This window comes from Streptomyces sp. NBC_00727 (assembly GCF_045161745.1).
Lineage (GTDB): Bacteria > Actinomycetota > Actinomycetes > Streptomycetales > Streptomycetaceae > Streptomyces.
Genome location: NZ_CP108981.1, coordinates 2,580,001 through 2,601,340, shown reverse-complemented (window position 1 = coordinate 2,601,340; position 21,340 = coordinate 2,580,001). Strand labels below are relative to the sequence as shown.

Sequence of the window (21,340 nt, the reverse complement as noted above, 5' to 3'; positions counted from 1 at the left end):
AATCGAGCCCGCTGTGGTGCTCTGGGCCGGGCTCAAATCGAGCCCGCTGTGGTGTTCCGGGCCGGGCTCAAATCGAGCCCGCTGTGGTGCTCTGGGCCGGGCTCAAATCGAGCCCGCTGTGGTGTTCCGGGCCGGGCTCAAATCGAGCCCGCTGTGGTGTTCCGGGCCGGGCTCAAATCGAGCCCGCTGTGGTGTTCCGGGCCGGGCTCAAATCGAGCCCGCTGTGGTGTTCCGGGCCGGGCTCAAATCGAGCCCGCTGTGGTGCTCTGGGCCGGGCTCAAATCGAGCCCGCTGTGGTGCTCTGGGCCGGGCTCAAATCAAGCCCGTCCGGCGATTGAGGACCGGGGTCCGGGGCAGCGCCCCGAAACCCCCGCGGCCGCGCCAACCTCACCGCACCACGACGAAGTCCTCCGCAGCACGCCCCACCCGCGGCCCGGGGGCCGAAACCGCCTGCCCCACCGCCACCGCCCCCAACGGCTCCCAGGACTCCGGCAGCCCCAGAACCTCCCGCACCACGTCCCGGCAGAACATCGTCGAGGACACCCACGCCGACCCCAGCCGCTCCCCGGCCAGCGCCACCAGGAAGTTCTGGATGCCCGCGCCCGCCGCGACCACGAACATCTCGCGCTCCGCGCCGTCCCGCCGCTCGTCCCCGTACGTGTGCGAACCGTCCCTCACCATGCACGGCACCACCAGATACGGCGCCCGGCGCAGCACATCGCCCCGCCGCACCCGCTTGGCGATCGACTCCTCGCTCTTGCCGTCGCGCCGCAGATCCGCGATCCACGCGTCCCGCATCGCGTCGAGCAGCCGGGTCCGCGACTCCGGGGACTCCAGCAGGACGAACCGCCACGGCGTCGTGTGGTGCGGCGCCGGCGCGGTCACCGCCGCGGCGACCGCACGCCGTACGGCCCCCGGGTCCACCGGCTCGTCGGTGAACTCGCGGACCGTACGCCGCTGGGTCAGCGCCTCCCGTACCGCCTCGGAGGTCCCCAGCCGGAACATGTCGTCCGCCGCGACCCGCACCATCGCGCGGGCGCCCTGCTCGTCCGCCGCGTCCACGACGTGCCCGAGCCCGCGCACGACCGCGACGGGCAGCCCGTCCGCCTTGCCCTTGACCAGGTCACCCGCGGCGGCCAGCTCGTCGGCGGTGGCGACCACGGTCGCACTCAGCGGATTGCCGTACGCGTCCTGACCGCCCCGCAGGTCGTCCAGCACCCGCACCCCGGCGGCGCCGATCGCGACATCGGTCAGCCCGTTGCGCCAGGGCCGGCCGAAGGTGTCCGTGACGAGGACGCCGACCTCGACGCCGAGGGCCGCGCGCAGCCCTTCCCGGATCGTCCGGGCCGACGCGTCGGGGTCCTCGGGGAGCAGCAGGACCGTGCCGGCGGGGGTGTTCGACGCGTCGACGCCGGCGGCGGCCATCACCAGGCCCTGCCGGTTCTCCACGATGCGCAGCGGACCGCGCCGGGCCACCACCCGTACCGTCTCGGCGTCGATCGCCGCCTCCCGGTCGGTGGCCTCGACGATCCGGCCCTCCGCCTTGGAGACGATCTTCGAGGTGACGAGCAGGACGTCGCCGTCGGCGAGACCCGGCTCGGCGGCGGCGATGAGCTTTGCGAGGTCGTCCCCGGCCCGCACCTCGGGCATGCCGGGCAGGGCCCACACCCGGTAGGAGGGGGCGTCGGCGGGGCTCACGCGCGGACCTCCCCGGCGAGGGCCAGCGCCTGCCGGGCCATCTCGGCGGTGGCGGCGACATCGGTCATCATCAGCGGCACGGCCCGGCAGCGGATGCCCGCCGACTCCACCCGCTCGACCGCGCCCGCGTCCACGGTGTCGACGAGCCAGCCGTCGAGCAGCCCGGACCCGTAGTGCTCGGCGACCGCGGCGGCCGTCGACTCGACGCCCACCGCCGCGAGGACCTTGTCGGCCATCCCGCGCACGGGGGCGTCCCCGACGATGGGGGAGAGGCCGACGACCGGCACCCCGGCCTCGGCGATGGCCTCGCGGATGCCGGGCACGGCGAGGATGGTCCCGACGGAAACGACCGGGTTGGACGGCGGGAAGAGGATGACGTCGGCCTCGGCGATGGCCTCCAGGACGCCGGGCGCGGGCTTCGCCTGCTCCGCGCCGACGGGCACGATCGCCCGCGCCGGCACGGAGGCCCGCAACTTCACCCAGTACTCCTGGAAGTGGACGGCCCTGCTCTCGCCGTCCTCGTCGATCGCCACATGCGTCTCGACGCGGTCGTCGGACATGGGCAGCAGCCGCACCCCCGGCTTCCAGCGGGCACAGAGCGCCTCGGTGACGGCGCTGAGGGGATAGCCCGCGCCGAGCATCTGCGTACGGACGATGTGCGTGGCGAAGTCGCGGTCGCCGAGCCCGAACCACTCAGGGCCCACGCCGTACGCGGCGAGCTCCGCCTTGACGTGGAAGGTCTCGTCGGTCCGGCCCCAGCCCTGCTCCTCGTTGATGCCACCGCCGAGGGTGTACATCACGGTGTCGAGGTCGGGGCAGACCTTGAGCCCGAACAGATGGATGTCGTCACCGGTGTTGCCGATGACCGTGATGTCCGCGTCGGGCGCGGCCTCCTTGAGGCCACGCAGGAATCGAGCACCACCGATACCGCCGGCCAGAACCACAATGCGCATGCAAACAGTGTGTCAGCAGCTCGGGCCTTCACGGACAGCGGCCGTTCAGGCAGTCGCGACCGCCGGGGCGCACTGCGCGGTGTGCATCGGCATGTCGGTGAGGCCCGGGTAGTAGACGTGCAGGCTGACGGCCGGTTCGAGGGAGTCGTTGACGACCTCGTGGAGGTAGCCGGGGGCGAAGACGCGCTGCGCCCCGGCGCCCAGCGTCCGCTTCCCCCGGTCCGTACGCTCGGTCAGCTCGCCGTCGAGGACGGTCAGCACGCCGGAGGACGGGCCATGGTCGTGCAGCCCGCTGCCCTGCCCGGGCACCCAGCTGAGCAGCCAGACCTCGTAGCCGAGTCCGTTGTGCAGACGGTGGTACCAGCGGCTGGTGGCGTCGTACTGGACGAGCGGGGCCCACCGGTCGCGGTCGGCGGCGATGGTACGGGCGAGGCCGACGAACTCGGCCACGGTGACGGGGTGTTCGCGGGCGGGGCGAAGGAGGTGCTGGACCTCCAGGAGGTCGCCGGCGATCTGGAGGTCGCTGTCGCTGCTGTTCATGGGAGCGGTAGTTCCTCGGCGGGGTGCGAGTACGGCGTGCGGTGCGGTGGGCTCGTCGCGAGGACCGGGGCCGTGGGCCGGAGGGCCGCGTGGGGGAGGTCCGGGACGAACGGGCCGAGCCGGAGCGGGGGCTACGACGGCGTCGGCGGGATCAACAGCTGAGACAGCTGGAACAGCAACAGCGAGCCTGGACAGCGCTACGGAACCCGCGGGCGCGGGTGGCGTGCATCGCTGAGGTCACTGGCATGCCATCAAGGAGAACCGGAGAACCGTCCACTGTCAACCCAATGCCCGGTTTGGCGGCAATGTTTCACCTCATCCGGTTACTCCGTCCGGGGAAAGGTTTTAGCGGCCTTCGGTGGGGACAGGTGGCGCAACAGTCGTGCAGCCAAACACGGGCACGGCGCCGTGACCCGAATGTGATCTTGGTCGCTTCAGTGATCGAATCGCAACGTGTTCGAGCCTGCGGGAGTTTGTCTCCATGACGGGTGGGCAGGCGCGAAGGCCCATGGCATATGTCAGGTTTTTGGTGATTTGAACACTTAATGCATACGGTTGGTGCCGCAGGGTGAATACCGGGGCCAATAGCAGATCTGGGCTTGACCAGCCAGAGCTTCACGCTTGTAATTTCACCCGTGTCGTTCGGCCGATTCGGTAACGGCCGCATCACGGGACGCAAGAGACGGACGAGGGGCGCAGATGACCGAGCTGTTCCAGCAACTGCTGGTCGAGGACGCGGACGAGGAGCTCGGCTGGCAGGAGCGCGCGCTGTGCGCCCAGACCGATCCCGAGTCCTTCTTCCCCGAGAAGGGCGGATCGACCCGCGAGGCGAAGAAGGTCTGTCTCGCCTGCGAAGTCCGGTCCGAGTGCCTGGAGTACGCCCTCTCCAACGACGAGCGGTTCGGTATCTGGGGCGGTCTCTCCGAGCGTGAACGCCGGCGCCTGAAGAAGGCTGCGATCTGACCGGGCCGACCGGCCCGGCCCACCGCACACTCCATGGCCCGCAGCCTGCACCCGCAGGCGGCGGGCCATCGCCGTACCCGGCACCCGCCGCGCTCATGCCCGGCCCGGCCCGATATCCGCGCCGCCCGCTACCCCGTCGCGCTCCCGGTCAACCGCTCCGCGCACCCCGGGTTTGTCCGTACCGTTAGTGTGGGGCCCCGTCCGAGACGCGCCAACGACCCGACAGAGCGCGCGTGTACACCGATGCAGCCCCCGGGGGGACGTCCCCCGGACCCGGCCGGAGGGCCCGTACCTCGATGTCCGTGCACAGCCAATCAACGGCGCCGTACGCGGCCGCCGCCGCCCCCGAGTTCCCCCGGCATGTCGTCACCGCCGTGCTCGTCTCCCACGACGGCGCACGCTGGCTGCCCGACGCGCTCGCCGGGCTGCTCGGCCAGGAACGCCCCGTACAGAACGTCGTCGCCGCCGACACGGGCAGCGCCGACGACTCCGCGCGCCTGGTCACCGAGGCGCTCGGCGCCGACCGGGTCCTGCACCTCGCGCGGCGTACGAGCTTCGGCACCGCCGTCGACGAGGCGAGCCGCACGGCCGGTGTCCTCACCCCGGACGACCTGCCCTACCTGAAGCGGCCCAGCGGCTGGGACCCGGTCACCCGGACCTGGCGCGACGAGGCGTACGAGATGCCCGAGCTGCCGCACGGCGAACCGGTGCAGTGGCTCTGGCTCCTCCACGACGACTGCGCGCCCGACCCCGACGCGCTCGCCGAGATGCTGCGCGTCGTCGACAACGACCGGCACGCCGCGATCGTCGGCCCCAAGCTGCGCGGCTGGTACGACCGCCGCCAGCTCCTCGAGGTCGGCGTCTCCATCGCCAACAGCGGACGCCGCTGGACCGGCCTCGACCGCCGCGAGCAGGACCAGGGCCAGCACGACCAGGTCCGTACGGTCCTGTCCGTCTCCACCGCCGGCATGCTCATCCGGCGCGACGTCTGGGAGGAGCTCGGCGGCTTCGACCGCAGGCTCCCGCTGATGCGCGACGACGTCGACCTGTGCTGGCGCGCCCACATGGCGGGCCACCGGGTGCTCGTCGCCCCCGACGCCGTCCTGCGGCATGCCGAGGCCTCCGCGCGGGAACGCCGCCCCATCGACTGCGCCGGCCGCAATGCCCGCCCGTCGCCCGACCGCCACCCCTCATCGGCGCGCTTCGCGCGGCGTGGCGCTTCCCCGCACCGCGTGGACAAGGCGGGCGCCGTCTACACGATGCTCGTCAACGCCCCCGGCAAGAAGCTGCCCTGGGTCATGCTGCGGCTCGTCCTCGGCACCCTGCTCCGCACCCTCGCCTACCTCGTCGGCAAGGTCCCCGGCCAGGCGCTCGACGAGGTCACCGGCCTCCTGAGCACCCTGCTGCGCCCCGGCCGCATCCTGGCCGCCCGCCGCGCCCGCGGAAAGGGCGCCGTCGACGCCGCCGAACTGCGCAGCCTCTTCCCCGCACCCGGCGCCACCGTGCGCGCGACCGTCGAACAGGTCGCCGGGAACTTCGGCGGCGGCTCCGACGCCGACTCCGGCGGCTCCCGGCACGGCGCCGTGGAGTCCGGACCCGGGGGCGACGACGCCGACTACCTGGAGATCGACCAGTTCGCCCGGCTGAAGAAGGTCGGCCGCAAGCCCGGACCGGTCCTCTTCGCCCTGCTGCTCCTGGTCTCCCTCGTCGCCTGCCGCGGCCTCATCGGCGGGGGCGCGCTGGCCGGCGGCGCCCTGCTGCCGGCCCCCGGCGACGTCTCCGACCTGTGGGGGCGCTACGCGGACGGCTGGCACACCGTCGGCACCGGCGGCACCCCGACCGCCCCTCCCTACCTCGCCGTGATCTCGGCGCTCTCCGCGCTCTTCCTCGGCTCCACCGGTTTCGCGCTCACCCTGCTGCTCGTCTGCTCGGTGCCGCTCGCCGGACTCACCGCGTACTTCGTCACCCGCCCGCTGCTGCCCTCGCGGCTGCTGCGCGCCTGGGCGAGCATCGCGTACGCCTTCCTGCCCGCAGCGACCGGCGCCCTGGCGACCGGCCGCCTCGGCACCGCCGTCCTGGCCGTCCTGCTGCCGCTGATCGCCCGCACGGCCGTCTCCGCACACGGCATGCGGGCCACCGGCAACGCCCGCGGCAGCTGGCGCGCCACCTGGGCGTACACCCTGCTGCTCACCCTCGCGATGGCGTTCACGCCGATCGTGTGGCCGCTCGCCGTGGTCCTCGGCCTCGGCGTCCTGGCGCTGCGGCACGACGACATCACGGCCTACGGGCTCCGCTTCCTCGCCGCCGTCGGCACCCCGCTGCTCGTCCTCGCGCCCTGGTCGCTGTCGCTGCTGAGCAGCCCGTCGGCGTTCCTGAAGGAAGCCGGACTGGAGACCGGTACGGGCTCCGCCTCCGCGCTGGACCTGCTCGGCATCAGCCCTGGCGGGCCGAAGGCCGCGGGCGGCGTCCTGCTGCTCGGCATCGTCCTCGCGGCGCTCGCCGCCCTGCTGCGCGGGGAGCGTCAGTCCGCCGTCCGCACCGCCTGGGTGGCCGCGCTGGTGGCCCTGGCGTTCGCCGGGCTCGCCAACGGCTCCGGCTGGGCGGGCCCCGCCACCCTCGTCTACGGCGCCGCGCTCATCGCCGCCGCGCTGGTCGGCGCGGACGGTGCCCGCATCCGCGTCGCCGAACTCAGCTTCGGCTGGCGCCAGCCGGTCGCGGTCCTCATCGCCCTCGCGGCGGGCCTGGCCCCCGTGCTGGCCGCCGCCGGCTGGATGATCGGCGGCGCGGCCGGGCCGCTGGAGCGCCGCGACCCGGTCCAGGTGCCCGCGTTCGTCGCGGAGGAGAGCGGCACCCGCGACCAGCCGCGCACCCTGGTCCTGGGCGGCGCCTCGTCCGCCTCCGTCGACTACACCCTCGTCCGGGGTTCGGGCGCCCGGCTCGGCGACGCCGAACTGGCCGAGGCGCAGGGCGGCAACAGCCACCTCGACAAGGTCGTCGCCAACCTGGTCGCCGGCTCCGGCGCCGACCAGGGCAGCCAGCTCAGCGGCTTCGCGATCCGTTACGTCCTCGTGCGCGACGGGGCCCCGAAGCAGATGAGCCGGGTGCTCGACGCGACCCCGGGCCTCAGCCGGCTCAGCCAGCTGGACGGCAGCGCCCTGTGGCGGGTGGACCGGCAGGTCGCCCGGATCATGATCGTCCCGTCCGCCGCCGGTGACGAGCCGCTCCCCGTGGGCTCCCAGCCGGTCGAGGCGCACACCAAGATCCCGGCGGGTGGCGCCGGCCGGGTGCTGCGGATCGCCGACGCCGCCGACCCCGGCTGGGAGGCCACGCTCGACGGCCGCGCGCTGACCGCCAAGACCGTCGACGGCTGGGCCCAGGGCTTCGAACTCCCCGCCGAGGGCGGCACCCTGGACCTCACGTACGAGGCCCCCTTCACGCACACCGTGTGGATCTGGGCGCAGGTCGCGCTCGCCGTCGTCCTGGTGGTCATGGCCCTCCCGGGCCGCCGCCGGGAGATCGACGACGACCTGCCCGAGGAGGCCGAGGCGGTCGCCGCCGAACCGGTCGCCGGTGAGGGCCGCCGGGCCCGCAGGCTGCGCGCGGCCGCCCTGGCCGAGAGCGAGGACGGTGCGGGGGAGCAGGACGCGGAGGGAGCCCCCCGGGAGCAGGAGGAGACCGGCGAGCAGCCGGCGTACGCACAGACCGGCGAGCTGCCGGCGTACGCACAGACCGGTGACGAACCGGCGTACGTTCCCGCCCAACAGGGCCCGGAAACCGATCCGGCCCCCGAGGGCGCCCCGGAGAACGACGACGTCTTCGTACCGCAGCAGGAGTACGGCGAGTGGGACGCCCAGCAGGGCCAGTACCAGGACGCGGGCTACCCGCAGTATCAGGACGGCCAGTACCAGGACGGCCAGTACCAGGACGGCCAGTACCAGGACGGACGGTTCCAGGGCGCCCAGTACGCCGAGGGCCAGCAGCAGCCGGATGCCGGCGCCTACGACCCGTACGGCTATCCGCAGTACCAGGACGGCCAGTACGCGGGCCCGTACGACCCGCCCGCGTACGACCCGCAGACCTACGACCCGAACGGGTACGGCCCCGAGGCCGGGCAGTACGGCGAGCAGCGCCCGTACGACCCGCAGAACCCCGAGAACCCCGCCCCGGGCCAGAACCCGTGGCCGACCCGAGGCGAGTCCGAGTGAAGTCCACCAGCAGCCTGTCCCTCATCGCCGGGGCGGTCGCCCTGGCCGCTGTCACCGGGTTCGCCGCGCTCAACGTGCCGGACGGCGACGGTACGACGGAGGCGAAGACGGCCGCGCGACTGCCCGTCGAACGCACCAGCCTGCTCTGCCCGGCACCAGGTCTCTCGGACCTCTCGGAGACGGCGTACACGGCCTACACACCGCCCAACAAGAGCGGTGGGTCGGCCACCGCCGGCGCGGCCGCGCTCGTCTCGTCCGCGAAGGACGAGGCCAAAACGGACGAGAAGTCCGACGAAAAGGACAAGAAGGACAAGGAGAAGAGCAAGAAGGGCAAGGAGGCGGACAAGACCAAGCCGGTCGTCTCCCTCAAGGAGCCCGGCAAGCCCGCCACCGGCGAGGCATCGGGCGCGGACTCGCCCGCGCTCGTCGGCACCGCCACCGGCCGTCTCGCACCCGGCTGGACCGCCCAGCAGACCACCACCATCGAGGCGGGCGACGGCCGCGGCCTGCTCGGCATCAGCTGCACCGTGCCCGACACCGACTTCTGGTTCCCGGCGGCCAGCACCGCCAAGTCCCGCGAGGACTACGTCCACCTCACCAACCCGGACGACACCGCCGCCGTCGCCGACATCGAGCTGTACGGCCCGGACGGCACGCTCAAGTCGGACGTCGGCGAGGGCATCACGGTCCCGGCGGGCTCCGGCGTACGTGTCCTGATCTCGACGCTCACCAGCAAGGCCGCCGACGACGTGACCGTCCACGTCACCACCCGTACGGGCCGGGTCGGCGCGGCCGTCAGGACGGCGGACGACACCACCGGCAGCGACTGGCTCCCCGCTTCCGCCGAACCGGCGAGCACGCTCGTGCTGCCCGGCATCCCGGCGGACGCGACCTCCGTACGCCTGGTGGCCTTCGCCCCCGGCGAGGACGACGCCGACCTCACGCTGAAGCTGCTCGGCAAGAGCGGCGCGATCACCCCGGCCGGTCACGAGGAACTGCACGTCAAGTCGAACATGACGGCCGGAATCGACCTGAAGGACGTCACCCGCGGAGAGGCCGGCTCGCTGATGCTGGTGCCCTCCGAGAAGGGCAGGGCGACCCCGGTCGTCGCCGCGCTGCGCGTGGTCCGGGGCAAGGGCGGCAACCAGGAGGTCGGTTACATCCCGGCGACCCGCCCGGTGGGCGCGCGCGCGACCGTCGCCGACAACCGCTCCCAGGGCTCGGTCCTCTCGCTCACCGCCCCCGGCGCCGCCGGAACCGTCAAGGTCACCGCGTCAGCCGGCAGCGGAGGCGGTACGCCGGTCAGCAAGACGTACAAGGTCGCGGCCGGCACCACCACGGCGGTCACCCCGCCCGTGCCCCAGGGCCTCAAGGGCACGTACGCCCTGACGGTCGAGACCTTGTCGGGCGGCCCGGTCCACGCCGCGCGCACGCTCACGGTGAAGGTGGACGGCATCCAGATGTTCACGGTGCAGACCCTGCCGGACGACCAGGGCACGGTGGAGGTCCCGGCGGCCCGTCAGGACCTGTCCGTACTCGACGACTGAGGGCGGCCCCCGCCGTCACTCCTGCCCGTAGCGGGGGTCGACGGACTCGGGGGCCAGGCCCAGCAGCTCGGCGACCTGCTCGACGACGACCTCGTGGATGAGCAGGGCACGCTCGTCGCGGCTCTTGGTACGGAGCTCGACCGGGCGCCGGTAGACGGAGATCTGGGCGGGCCGGCCCTTCTCGGCCGAGACCGCGTTGCCCAGCGGAACGATGTCCTCCGCCGTCTCGGGCACCTCCAGGACGACGAAGTCGACCTCCGCCAGCTGGGGCCAGCGCCGTTCCAGCCGCTCGACGGAGTCCTGGACGAGATCGCGGAAGCCGTCCGCACGGCTCGTCGACAGCGGCACCTGCGGCGGGGCCACGGGCCCGCGCATACCGCGGCCGTGTCGGTCGCGACGCCGCGGACGGGGCTCGGACGGGCGGGGCGGTACGGAGCTGTCCATCACCGACGCAGCCTAACGCTCCGGGGCCCGTCCGGCCGGAGACCGAGCGGGCGCGCGGAACCCTGTCCGCTCTTGAACAATCCGGCCACACGAGAGCCCGTTTCCGGCCCCGCTCCCGACCGCTGAACTCGCGCCTTGTGAAAGGTTCGCTCCATATCGGTGACCGGAATCATTGCCGTCAAGGCGCTCGCCCTCTCCTCCCGCGCAGGTCAGGGGAGTTGCTCCGAGGCGGTATGTGCAGGAGTTCACAGGGCGACACGGAGGGGTGAGCCGGGGGAGAGTCGTCGCAGCCCGCTCAAGAGTGCGGTACCGTCCAACATCGTGAGCCCTGTACGTCGCTGTTCGCGCACCGCGTGCGGCCGCCCTGCCGTCGCGACACTGACGTACGTCTATGCCGACTCGACTGCGGTCCTCGGCCCGCTCGCCACCTACGCCGAGCCCCACTGCTACGACCTCTGTGCCGAGCACAGCGAGCGGTTGACCGCGCCACGGGGCTGGGAAGTCGTCCGGCTCTCCGACCCCTCCGCGCCCAGCCGCCCCAGCGGCGACGACCTGGAAGCGCTGGCCAACGCCGTGCGCGAGGCCGCGCGTCCGCAGGAGCGCGGCGACGGCACCCGGGGCGGCGGCCCGCGCACGGCCGACCCGATGGAGGTCGCCCGCCGGGGCCACCTCCGCGTCCTGCGCTCACCCGACTCCTGAGGGACGGCCGGCCGCCGGGTAGTTTGGCGGTCCGAAGAAACCCCCAGGAGGACCGGCCCGTGACCGCAGACCTGTCGCAGCTCGTGAAGGCGTACGACGTGCGCGGAGTCGTGCCCGACCAGTGGGACGAGGAGCTGGCCGGACTCTTCGGGGCGGCGTTCGTCGAGGTGACCGGCGCGGACGCGATCGTCATCGGCCACGACATGCGCCCCACGTCCCCGGCCCTGTCCGGGGCGTTCGCACGCGGTGCGGCGGGGCGGGGCGCCGATGTCACCATGATCGGCCTCTGCTCGACGGACCAGCTGTACTACGCCTCCGGGGCGCTGGACCTGCCGGGCGCGATGTTCACGGCGTCGCACAACCCGGCGCAGTACAACGGCATCAAGATGTGCCGGGCGGGCGCGGCGCCGGTCGGCCAGGACACGGGCCTGGCCGAGATCCGCACACTGGCCGAGGAGTGGTCCGGGAAGGGCGCCCCCGAACCGGTCGCGACCCCGGGGACGGTCACCGAGCGCGACACCCTCACGGACTACGCCGCCCATCTGCTCTCGCTGGTGGACCTGACGGAGATCCGCCCGCTGAAGGTCGTCGTGGACGCGGGCAACGGCATGGGCGGCCACACGGTCCCCACGGTCTTCGCCGGACTGCCCGTGGACCTGGTCCCGATGTACTTCGAGCTCGACGGCACCTTCCCGAACCACGAGGCCAACCCCCTGGACCCGGCCAACATCGTCGACCTCCAGGCCCGCGTCCTGGCCGAGGGCGCCGACCTGGGCCTGGCCTTCGACGGCGACGCGGACCGATGCTTCGTGGTGGACGAACGAGGCGAGGGCGTCTCCCCGTCGGCGATCACGGCCCTGGTCGCGGCCCGCGAACTGGCCCGCAACGGCGGCCGGGGCACGATCATCCACAACCTGATCACGTCCCTCTCCGTCCCCGAGGTCGTACGCGAACACGGCGGCACCCCCGTCCGCACGAGGGTCGGCCACTCCTTCATCAAGGCCGAGATGGCCGCCCACGGCGCGATCTTCGGCGGCGAGCACTCGGCCCACTACTACTTCCGCGACTTCTGGAACGCCGATACGGGCATGCTCGCCGCCCTCCACGTCCTCGCCGCCCTCGGCGGCCAGGACGCCCCCCTCTCCGCCCTGGTCGCCCAGTACGACCGCTACGCCGCCTCCGGCGAGATCAACTCCACGGTCGACGACCAGACCGCCCGCACCGCCGAGGTCAGGACCGCCTTCACCTCCCGCGAGAACGCCACCACGGACACCCTGGACGGCCTCACGGTGACCACCCCCACCTGGTGGTTCAACCTCCGCCCGTCGAACACGGAACCGCTGCTGCGGTTGAACGTGGAGGCGAAGGACGAGGAGACGATGAGGTCGGTACGGGACGAGGTACTGGGGCTGATCAGGAACACCTAGCCCCTCCGGCGTTCGAGGCGCGGGGGCCGGGGCAGAGCCCTCCGTAGCCGGCCCGTCGCCTCATCCAGCCGCGCCGCGTAACCCAGCCCCTCCGGCGTTTGAGGAGCGAGGTCCGGGGCAGAGCCCCGGTTTCGGGAAGGGGAGGGTAGGGGACAAGGCCCGCCGCAGGCGCCCCCACCTCAGGCCGCCCCGCCACAGGCGCCCCACCCCACCCCGGCGGTAGGCTGACCTCGCCCCCACAAGGGCCCCCAGAACACACCCGCCCGAAGGGACACCCCATGCCGCTCGAAGCCGGCCTCCTGGAGATCCTGGCCTGCCCGGCCTGCCACTCCCCCCTGGACGACCGGACGGCAGCCGACACCCCGGAACTCGTCTGCACCGGCACCGACTGCGGCCTCGCCTACCCGGTCCGCGACGGCATCCCCGTACTCCTCGTCGACGAGGCCCGCCGCCCCGCATAAGCCGGCGTACCCGCCGCACCGCACCAGCCGGTGAGCGGCACGTGATCGGAGGACCGCCCCATGCTCGACGAGTCGTTGCTCGACGCCCCCGACGCCCTGGCCCGAGCCGACCGCCGCGACCTGCTCCGCGGCGCCGCCGAGGCCGGGGCCCGCGTCCGTACCGCCGCCCGGCACGCGACGGAGGCCGGGATCACCGACCTGAAGCCGGAGGGCCGCCCGCGCGCCGTCCTGGTCGCCGGCCCCGGCACCGCCGCCACCTGCGTCGCGGACCTGATCGCCGCCCTGGCCGGCGCCTCCGCCCCGGTCACCCGCATCCACCCGACCGGCGTCGCCCCCGCCCCCGGCGCCCTTCGCTGGACGCTGCCCGGCTGGGCCGGCTCCGTGGACCTGCTCCTCATCGCCACGGCGGACGGCTCCGAGCCGGGCCTCGCCCTCCTCGCGGAGCAGGCGTACCGCCGCGGCTGCACGGTCGTGGCCGTCGCACCCCTGCGCTCCCCGCTGCGCGAGGCGGTCCACGGGGTGCACGGCCTCGTCGTACCGATGGCCTCCGCCCCGCACGGCGAGTACGACGCCGAGACGTCGGCCGCGGGCCCCGGCACGCTCTGGGCCCTGTTCACCCCGCTGCTCGCGCTGCTCGACCGCGTGGGCCTGGTCACCGCCCCCGCCGAGGCCCTGCAGAGCGTCGCGGACCGCCTGGACCGCACGGCCGAGCGCTGCGGCCCGGCCATCGCCACGTACAGCAACCCGGCCAAGACCCTCGCCGCCGAGCTCGCGGACAGCCTGCCGCTGATCTGGACGGAGGGGGACGCGGCCGGCCCGGTCGGACGCCGGTTCGCCGCCGTCCTGGCGGAACTCTCGGGCCGCCCGGCCCTCGCCGCCGCGCTCCCCGAGGCGCTCCCGGCGCACGGCGGCCTGCTGGCGGGCGCCTTCGCCGCGGGCGCGGACCCGGACGACTTCTTCCGCGACCGCGTCGACGAGTCGGAGCCCCTGCACGCCCGGGTCGTGCTGCTCCGCGACCGCCCGACCGGCGGCCTCAGCGCCGCCCCGGCCGCCCGCGAACTGGCCCTCGGCCACGACACGGCGATCAGCGAGCTCGAACCGGAGGAGGGCAGCACGCTCGAATCCCTCGCCGAACTGCTCGCCGTCACCGACTTCGCAGCGGTCTACCTGTCGCTCGCCTCGACGGCCGGCGCCTGAGACACCCGCACCACGCCAAGACAGCACAGCAACACAAGGACTGATCCATGGACCGGCTCTCCAACACCGTGCGCCCGTACGCCTGGGGCTCGACCACCGCGATCCCCGCCCTGCTGGGCGTTGCCCCCACCGGCGAGCCGCAGGCGGAGATGTGGATGGGCGCCCACCCCGGGGCCCCCTCCCGGATATCCCGCGCCGAGGCCCCCGCCGAGCAGTCCCTCACCGAGGTCATCGCCGCGGACCCGGCCCGCGAGCTCGGCGCGGCGGCCGTCGAGAAGTTCGGCCCCCGGCTGCCCTTCCTCCTCAAGCTGCTCGCCGCCGGCGCCCCCCTCTCCCTCCAGGTGCACCCGAACCTCGACCAGGCCAGGGCGGGTTACGCGGACGAGGAGCGCCGGTCCGTCCCGATCGACGCCCCCCACCGCACGTACAAGGACGCCAACCACAAGCCCGAGCTGATCTGCGCGCTCACCCCCTTCGCCGGCCTGTGCGGATTCCGCCGCCCCCTGGAGGCGGCCGAGGCGATGGAGGGCCTGGGCGTCGACTCCCTGAAGCCGTACGCGGACCTGCTGCGCGCCCAGCCCGAGGAGGCCGCGCTGCGCGAGGTGCTGACGGCGATCCTCACGGCGGACCCGGACGAGATGGCCGAAACGGTTACCGCCGCCGCGGCCGCCGCGGAACGGCTCGGCGGCGCCTACGCCCCGTACGCCCGCATCGCCCACCACTTCCCCGGCGACGCGGGCGTCATCGCGGCCATGCTGCTCAACCACGTGCGGCTCCAGCCCGGCGAGGCGCTGTACCTCGGGGCCGGTGTCCCGCACGCGTACCTCGACGGCCTCGGCGTCGAGATCATGGCCAATTCGGACAACGTGCTGCGCTGCGGCCTCACGCCCAAGCACATCGACGTCCCCGAACTCCTCCGTATCGTCCGCTTCGAGGCGACCGACCCGGGCATCCTGCGCCCGGAGGCGTCCCCGTCGGGCGAGGAGCTGTACGAGACCCCGGTCGACGAGTTCCGCCTCTCCCGCTTCGACCTGTCGCCCGGCGCCGCCCCCGCCGACCTGACCGCGGCCACCCCGCAGATCCTGCTCTGTACGGCGGGCGCCCCGCAGGCAGGCGACCTCGGTCTCGCCCCCGGCGAATCGGTCTTCGTACCGGCGGGCGAGCGGGTACATGTGTCCGGAGCGGGCACGCTGTTCCGTGCGACAGTGGTGGCCTGACGCACCGTCCGCCGCGGCGGCTGCAACAATGTGCCGCCACACGGCGGCCGCCGGGGCCGCAGACCGAAGAAGGGACACAGGCACCCATGAGTGCGTCAGGCGGAACCAAGGCGATCGTGGCGGCGCTCGGCGCCAACCTCGCGATCGCGGTGGCCAAATTCGTGGCGTTCCTGTTCAGCGGCTCCTCGTCGATGCTCGCGGAGAGCGTCCACTCGCTCGCGGACTCCGGCAACCAGGGACTGCTGCTCCTCGGCGGCAAGCGGGCCCAGCGCGAGGCCACCCCGCAGCACCCCTTCGGCTACGGCCGCGAGCGCTACATCTACGCCTTCCTCGTCTCCATCGTCCTGTTCTCCGTCGGCGGCATGTTCGCGGTGTACGAGGGCTACGAGAAGATCAGGCACCCCCACGAGCTGGAGGCCTGGTACTGGCCGGTCGGCGTCCTGGTCTTCGCGATCATCGCGGAGGGCTTCTCCTTCCGTACGGCGATCAGGGAGTCCAACGAAACGCGCGGCTCGCTCAGCTGGACGGACTTCATCCGCCGCGCGAAGGCCCCCGAACTGCCCGTCGTGCTGCTCGAGGACTTCGGCGCGCTGATCGGTCTGGTCCTCGCCCTCGGCGGCGTCGGCCTGGCCCTCGGCACGGGCAATGGTGTGTGGGACGGCATCGGCACCCTGTGCATCGGCATCCTGCTGATCACCATCGCGATCGTGCTGGCCGCCGAGACCAAGTCGCTGCTGCTCGGCGAGGCGGCCGGGACCGACCAGGTCGAGAAGATCAAGGCCGCGGTCGTCGACGGCGACACCGTCACCGGCATCATCCACATGCGCACCCTCCACCTCGGCCCGGAGGAACTGCTGGTCGCCGCCAAGATCGCGGTCCAGCACGACGACACCGCAGACGAGGTCGCCAACGCCATCAACGCCGCCGAATCCCGCATCCGCGCGGCCGTCCCGATCGCCCGGGTGATCTACCTGGAGCCGGACATCTACAACGCCGCGGCCGCCGCGGCCGGCACCAACCCCGCCAAGACCCCCGCCACCCCGCACCCCGAAGCCGCCACCACCCCCGGCCCGGAAGCCCCGGAACCCGGAGCGGCCGAACCCGACGACACGGATTCCGGTGACACGGATTCCGGTGACAGCGGGCCGTCGGAATCCGGCCGCTGACCGCATCGGACCCGCCATCGCGTACCCCTCGCAGCCGCTCCCGCACCGGACCCGCCCCGGTGGACTGGGAGCGGCTGCGCCGTTCGGTGTAGATTCGACGGCAGTGTCAGACGTCGCTGCTGATGGCGGTCGATCGGTCCGTACACCGGACCGGCCGAGGGAGAGAGGGCCTCCGACGGACTGCGCTGCGCGCGCCCGGGCATTCGTGTGCCCGCCGCCGCAGAGCCGCCCTACCCACCCTCGACTCCACAACGAGGAGCAGCCCGTTATGACGACGGTCGCCAATCGACAGGACTTCAAGGTCGCCGATCTCTCCCTTGCCGCCTTCGGCCGCAAGGAGATCACCCTGGCCGAGCACGAGATGCCCGGCCTGATGTCGATCCGCAAGGAGTACGCCGCCGCCCAGCCGCTGGCCGGCGCCCGCATCACCGGCTCGCTGCACATGACCGTGCAGACCGCCGTGCTGATCGAGACCCTGGTCGCCCTCGGCGCCGAGGTCCGCTGGGCCTCCTGCAACATCTTCTCCACCCAGGACCACGCCGCCGCCGCCATCGCGGTCGGCCCGAACGGCACCCCCGACGCCCCCGCCGGCGTCCCCGTCTTCGCCTGGAAGGGCGAGACGCTCGAAGAGTACTGGTGGTGCACGGAGCAGGCCCTGACCTGGCCGAACACTCCCACCGGCGGCCCCAACATGATCCTGGACGACGGCGGCGACGCCACCCTCCTGGTGCACAAGGGCGTCGAGTTCGAGAAGGCCGGCGCGGCCCCGGACCCGGCGACGGCGGACAGCGAGGAGTACGCGCACATCCTCACGCTGCTCAACCGCACGCTGGGCGAGTCCCCCCAGAAGTGGACCCAGCTGGCCTCCGAGATCCGTGGCGTCACGGAGGAGACCACGACCGGTGTGCACCGGCTGTACGAGATGCACCGCGACGGCACCCTCCTGTTCCCGGCGATCAACGTCAACGACGCGGTCACCAAGTCGAAATTCGACAACAAGTACGGCTGCCGCCACTCGCTGATCGACGGCATCAACCGCGCCACCGACGTCCTCATCGGCGGCAAGACCGCCGTCGTCTGCGGCTACGGCGACGTGGGCAAGGGCTGCGCGGAGTCCCTGCGAGGCCAGGGCGCCCGCGTGATCATCACCGAGATCGACCCGATCTGCGCCCTCCAGGCGGCGATGGACGGCTACCAGGTCGCCACCCTCGACGACGTCGTCGCGCAGGCCGACATCTTCGTCACCACGACGGGCAACAAGGACATCATCATGGCCTCCGACATGGCCAAGATGAAGCACCAGGCCATCGTCGGGAACATCGGCCACTTCGACAACGAGATCGACATGGCCGGCCTGGCCAGGATCGACGGCATCGTCAAGGACGAGGTCAAGCCGCAGGTCCACACCTGGACGTTCCCCGACGGCAAGGTCCTCATCGTGCTGTCCGAGGGCCGCCTGCTGAACCTGGGCAACGCCACCGGCCACCCCTCGTTCGTCATGTCCAACTCGTTCGCGGACCAGACCCTGGCCCAGATCGAGCTGTTCACCAAGCCCGAGGAGTACCCGACCGACGTCTACGTGCTGCCCAAGCACCTCGACGAGAAGGTCGCCCGTCTCCACCTCGACGCGCTCGGCGTGAAGCTGACGACGCTCCGCCCCGAGCAGGCCGCGTACATCGGTGTCGAGGTCGAGGGCCCCTACAAGTCGGACCACTACCGCTACTGATCCCGCCACGCGCCGCGGAGGCTCGCCGGTGACCGGTCACCGGCGAACCCCGCAGCGCGCAGCGGCTCAGCGGCGCGGGACGTCCGACGCCCCGGGCCGATCAGCGGCAGCGACGAACGCAGGCCCCCGCACCCCCGTGTCGGGGGCCTGCGCCGCACCGCACCCGCACGAGCCGAGGACCCGAAGGACCCCATGCCCCGCGGCCGATATTCGCTCCACGACGTCCACGACCACACCCCCCTCGGCGAAGAACACTTCCACTGCGCACCCGGCCCTTCAGGCTGGCGCTACATCTCCCAAACGACTGCCCCGTCCGGCAGTCACCTCGGATCCGTCGACCTCACCCTCGACGAACTCGGCCGCCCCCTCCGTCTCGAACTCCATGCCGCCGACTGGCAGGTCCGCGGCGCCGCCCTGGAGGGCCTCACCTGGGTCCGTACCGATCCGACGGGCACTCACGCCACCGAAGGCAATGTCCGCGCCCACGCCTTCAACGGCACGTCCCCCGCTTTCCTCGTCGCGACCGCTCGTCTGCTGCGCCTCACCCCCGCTTCCCCCGAGACCCGCGTCCGGGTCGTCACCTTCACGGACCCGGTCCTCGCCCCCCGTACGCTCGACCAGTCCTGGGCCCTGGTGAACAGTGAAGCGCACCCCACTGACAACGGCCCCCTGAAGGTGGACGAATACCAGGTCAGCGCCCTGGACACGGGCGAACGGCACACTGTCCACCTCGCCGGTGACGTGGTGCTCTCCGCTCCCGGCATCGAGCTTGAGGAGCTGGACTCCCCGCCCTCCGCCAGCCCCTAGGCGGGCGGCACGAATCCGGTGGCGGGCGGACGCCCCGCGCCGATGTCGCCGGGACCGACAGCGGGGCACACGAAGCCGCCGACCGCATGAGGGCCGTGAGCCGGAGCGCCGGGGCCGGGCGCCCCGAATGCCTGAGCGCCGCCGTCCGCGGGACCGGGCCCGGCGCCGGCGGCACCACGGATCACCTCGGCGTGCGCGGCCTGCCACACCCTGTACGCGTCCCGTGCCTGACGTTCATGCACCACTGCGGCCAGGTACGCGGCGGCCGGCACATCAGCGGGGGCGGGGACCCCGGTCCGCTCGGCGACCTCTCCGCCGAGCCGCTCGGACATGGCCCTGCCCACGACGACGTCGAGCTGGTGCATCCGCGTCAGATACTGCCGCACCGCGAGCCACAGCTCGTCCGGGACCGCCGAGAGATCCAGCTCGGCGAACCGCCCGACCAGCCACGGCGGAGCCGGCGGAACGGCCGCGGCCCGCCCCGCCGGCATCCTTTCCCGTACGACGAGCGTCCCCGCGAAGACGTCCCCGAGCCGCCGCCCACGCGCCGAGACCAGCGACGCGACTGAGGCGACCACCCCGAGCGTCATCAGGATCTCCACGACTCCCATCGCGCCGCGCACCAGAGCGTGCCGGAACCGGATGGGGCCTCCGTCGTCCCGTACGACCCGCAGCCCACACGCCAGCTTGCCCAGTGAACGACCGTGGCTGAGCGTCTCGACCGCGATCGGGCCTCCCACCGGGACCAGCAGAAAAGCGGCGACGGACACCGCCGCCATGGCCGCGTCGTCAAGCGAGCCGCCGGCGACCGCCAGCCCCACCGCCACCAGACCGAACACCGTCCCCACGACGATCAGATCGATGGCCAGGGCCAGCGCACGGCTCGGCAGCTTCGCCGGCCGGAGGCCCAGCACGACCGCGTCCCCGGTCACCAGTTCACCCATCGCCCACCCCTCACCGCCGGCCCCTGCCCCGCGGACCCACAGTCTGCCAAGCTGACCCGCAACGCCGCAGTTGTACGACCCGGACGCACCCATACCTGGAGCCGCAGCCGATCATGGACCTCGACGTCTTCGTCAACGCCCACCGCATCGAGTGGGACCGGCTGGACCACCTCCTGCGCCGCGGACGCCGGCTGACGGGTGCGGAAGCCGACGAACTCGTCGACCTCTATCAGTGCACGGCCACCCATCTCTCCCTGATCCAGTCCAGCGCCCCCGACCCGCTGCTCGTCGCGCGCCTCACGCAACTGGTCGCGCGTGCCCGTTCCACGGTGACCGGCGCGCGCCGCGCGTCCTGGCGCGACGTCGCGCGCTTCCTCTCGGCGGGATTCCCCGCAGCGGTCTACCGCTCGCGGCAGTGGTGGATACCGACCGCGGTCCTCTCCACGCTCCTGGCGGCGCTGATGGGCTGGTGGATCGGCACCCATCCGGAGGTCCAGTCGGCCATCGCGGCCCCGGAGGACCTGCGCCGCATGACCGTTCCCGGAGGCGAGTACGAGACCTACTACTCCAGCCACCGGGCGACGTCCTTCGCCGCGCAGGTCTGGACGAACAACGCGCAGGCCGCCGCCATGTGCCTGGTGCTGGGCGCCTTCCTCTGCGTGCCGGTGATCTGGGTCCTCTTCGTCAACGTGGTCAACCTGGCCGTCGGTATGGGGCTGATGTCCTCGGCGGGCCGCCTCGACACGTTTCTCGGCCTGATCCTTCCGCACGGGCTGCTGGAGCTGACAGCCGTCTTCGTCGCCGCCGGCACCGGTCTCCGCCTCGGCTGGACGGTCATCGATCCGGGCCCGCGGACCCGCCGTGCGGCCCTGGCACAACGGGGCCGGGCCGCCCTAGGCATGGCCATCGGCCTGGCACTGGTGCTGTTCGTCTCGGGTGTCATCGAGGCCTTCGTGACCCCGTCCGGCCTGCCGACCTGGGCCCGCATCTCATTGGGCGCGGCCGCCGAACTGCTCTTCCTCGCGTACGTCTACGTCCTGGGCGGCCGTGCCGCCCGAGCCGGCGATGTAGGCGACCTGGAAGCGGTCGAACGAAGTGCCGAGCTGCCGACGGCCGCCTGATGTGCATACGACGTTAATGACCTGCTAGTCTCCTCCTCGCCCCAAAAAACCGTTGACACGGTGAAGTGGGGGAGGTAGATTTGAACGGTTGCCACGGACTGGACAGGTTCGGGTTCAACTGGCTAATATCTAGCTCGCTCTCACCGGAAATGAATTTTCCGCAGAGCCACCGATTCCCAACTTCTGAAGTTGAAGCCGATTAGGTTCGGCCGAAACGCTTCTGAT

The 21,340-nt window shown here is 72.6% G+C and carries 17 protein-coding genes; 12 read left to right on the top strand and 5 right to left on the bottom strand.

What is annotated here, in order from left to right:
* Positions 1 to 387: 387 nt before the first annotated feature.
* The 3 genes from OG242_RS11530 to OG242_RS11520 are packed head-to-tail and all read right to left on the bottom strand — an operon-like array spanning position 388 to position 3,191.
* Positions 388 to 1,698 (bottom strand): coenzyme F420-0:L-glutamate ligase, encoded by a 1,311-nt coding sequence (locus OG242_RS11530; protein ID WP_405898062.1) that lies wholly within the window; start codon positions 1,696 to 1,698, stop codon positions 388 to 390.
* Entirely contained in the window at positions 1,695 to 2,651 is a 957-nt protein-coding gene (cofD, locus tag OG242_RS11525) for a 2-phospho-L-lactate transferase (protein WP_405898061.1), read from the bottom strand. The genes OG242_RS11530 and cofD overlap by 4 nt, the downstream gene beginning before the upstream one ends.
* 45 nt (positions 2,652 to 2,696) lie before the next feature.
* A complete protein-coding gene (locus OG242_RS11520; RefSeq protein WP_405898060.1) occupies positions 2,697 to 3,191 on the bottom strand; it encodes a cysteine dioxygenase in 495 nt (164 codons plus the stop codon).
* Positions 3,192 to 3,890: 699 nt separating this feature from the next.
* On the opposite strand from OG242_RS11520, the gene OG242_RS11515 reads away from it, so the two are divergent.
* The 3 genes from OG242_RS11515 to OG242_RS11505 all read left to right on the top strand — a co-directional run bounded on the left by OG242_RS11515 (position 3,891) and on the right by OG242_RS11505 (position 9,906).
* Positions 3,891 to 4,154, top strand: coding sequence for a WhiB family transcriptional regulator (locus OG242_RS11515; RefSeq protein WP_003968728.1), 264 nt, complete (start codon positions 3,891 to 3,893; stop codon positions 4,152 to 4,154).
* Between the two features lie 296 nt (positions 4,155 to 4,450).
* On the top strand, positions 4,451 to 8,359 hold the full coding sequence (locus OG242_RS11510) for a glycosyltransferase (RefSeq protein WP_405898059.1): 3,909 nt from the start codon (positions 4,451 to 4,453) through the stop codon (positions 8,357 to 8,359).
* A complete protein-coding gene (locus OG242_RS11505; RefSeq protein WP_405898058.1) occupies positions 8,356 to 9,906 on the top strand; it encodes a DUF5719 family protein in 1,551 nt (516 codons plus the stop codon). The genes OG242_RS11510 and OG242_RS11505 overlap by 4 nt, the downstream gene beginning before the upstream one ends.
* A 15-nt stretch (positions 9,907 to 9,921) precedes the next feature.
* Here OG242_RS11505 and OG242_RS11500 read toward each other — a convergent pair whose 3' ends face one another.
* Positions 9,922 to 10,350 (bottom strand): metallopeptidase family protein, encoded by a 429-nt coding sequence (locus OG242_RS11500; protein WP_405901578.1) that lies wholly within the window; start codon positions 10,348 to 10,350, stop codon positions 9,922 to 9,924.
* Between the two features lie 321 nt (positions 10,351 to 10,671).
* On the opposite strand from OG242_RS11500, the gene OG242_RS11495 reads away from it, so the two are divergent.
* The 8 genes from OG242_RS11495 to OG242_RS11460 all read left to right on the top strand — a co-directional run bounded on the left by OG242_RS11495 (position 10,672) and on the right by OG242_RS11460 (position 19,050).
* On the top strand, positions 10,672 to 11,049 hold the full coding sequence (locus OG242_RS11495; protein WP_018524691.1) for a DUF3499 domain-containing protein: 378 nt from the start codon (positions 10,672 to 10,674) through the stop codon (positions 11,047 to 11,049).
* Positions 11,050 to 11,108: 59 nt separating this feature from the next.
* Positions 11,109 to 12,476, top strand: coding sequence for a phosphomannomutase/phosphoglucomutase (locus OG242_RS11490; RefSeq protein ID WP_405898057.1), 1,368 nt, complete (start codon positions 11,109 to 11,111; stop codon positions 12,474 to 12,476).
* A gap of 278 nt (positions 12,477 to 12,754) precedes the next feature.
* A complete protein-coding gene (locus OG242_RS11485) occupies positions 12,755 to 12,937 on the top strand; it encodes a Trm112 family protein (RefSeq protein ID WP_405898056.1) in 183 nt (60 codons plus the stop codon).
* Between the two features lie 60 nt (positions 12,938 to 12,997).
* The gene (locus OG242_RS11480) at positions 12,998 to 14,134 is read left to right on the top strand and encodes an SIS domain-containing protein (RefSeq protein WP_405898055.1); all 1,137 of its coding nucleotides are present in this window, start codon (positions 12,998 to 13,000) and stop codon (positions 14,132 to 14,134) included.
* Positions 14,135 to 14,181: 47 nt separating this feature from the next.
* Positions 14,182 to 15,351, top strand: coding sequence for a mannose-6-phosphate isomerase, class I (manA, locus tag OG242_RS11475; RefSeq protein ID WP_405898054.1), 1,170 nt, complete (start codon positions 14,182 to 14,184; stop codon positions 15,349 to 15,351).
* 86 nt (positions 15,352 to 15,437) lie between these two features.
* Positions 15,438 to 16,517, top strand: coding sequence for a cation diffusion facilitator family transporter (locus OG242_RS11470; protein WP_405898053.1), 1,080 nt, complete (start codon positions 15,438 to 15,440; stop codon positions 16,515 to 16,517).
* A gap of 268 nt (positions 16,518 to 16,785) precedes the next feature.
* Complete coding sequence (gene ahcY, locus OG242_RS11465; RefSeq protein ID WP_405898052.1) at positions 16,786 to 18,243, top strand: adenosylhomocysteinase; 1,458 nt, start codon at positions 16,786 to 16,788, stop codon at positions 18,241 to 18,243.
* A 192-nt stretch (positions 18,244 to 18,435) separates the two neighbouring features.
* The gene (locus OG242_RS11460) at positions 18,436 to 19,050 is read left to right on the top strand and encodes a hypothetical protein (RefSeq protein ID WP_405898051.1); all 615 of its coding nucleotides are present in this window, start codon (positions 18,436 to 18,438) and stop codon (positions 19,048 to 19,050) included.
* On the opposite strand, the gene OG242_RS11455 is transcribed toward OG242_RS11460, so the two are convergent.
* Complete coding sequence (locus OG242_RS11455) at positions 19,047 to 19,994, bottom strand: RDD family protein (protein ID WP_405898050.1); 948 nt, start codon at positions 19,992 to 19,994, stop codon at positions 19,047 to 19,049. The genes OG242_RS11460 and OG242_RS11455 overlap by 4 nt on opposite strands.
* A gap of 113 nt (positions 19,995 to 20,107) precedes the next feature.
* Between OG242_RS11455 and OG242_RS11450 the strand changes: the two genes are divergently transcribed.
* Positions 20,108 to 21,115 (top strand): stage II sporulation protein M, encoded by a 1,008-nt coding sequence (locus tag OG242_RS11450; protein ID WP_405898049.1) that lies wholly within the window; start codon positions 20,108 to 20,110, stop codon positions 21,113 to 21,115.
* Positions 21,116 to 21,340: the final 225 nt, after the last annotated feature.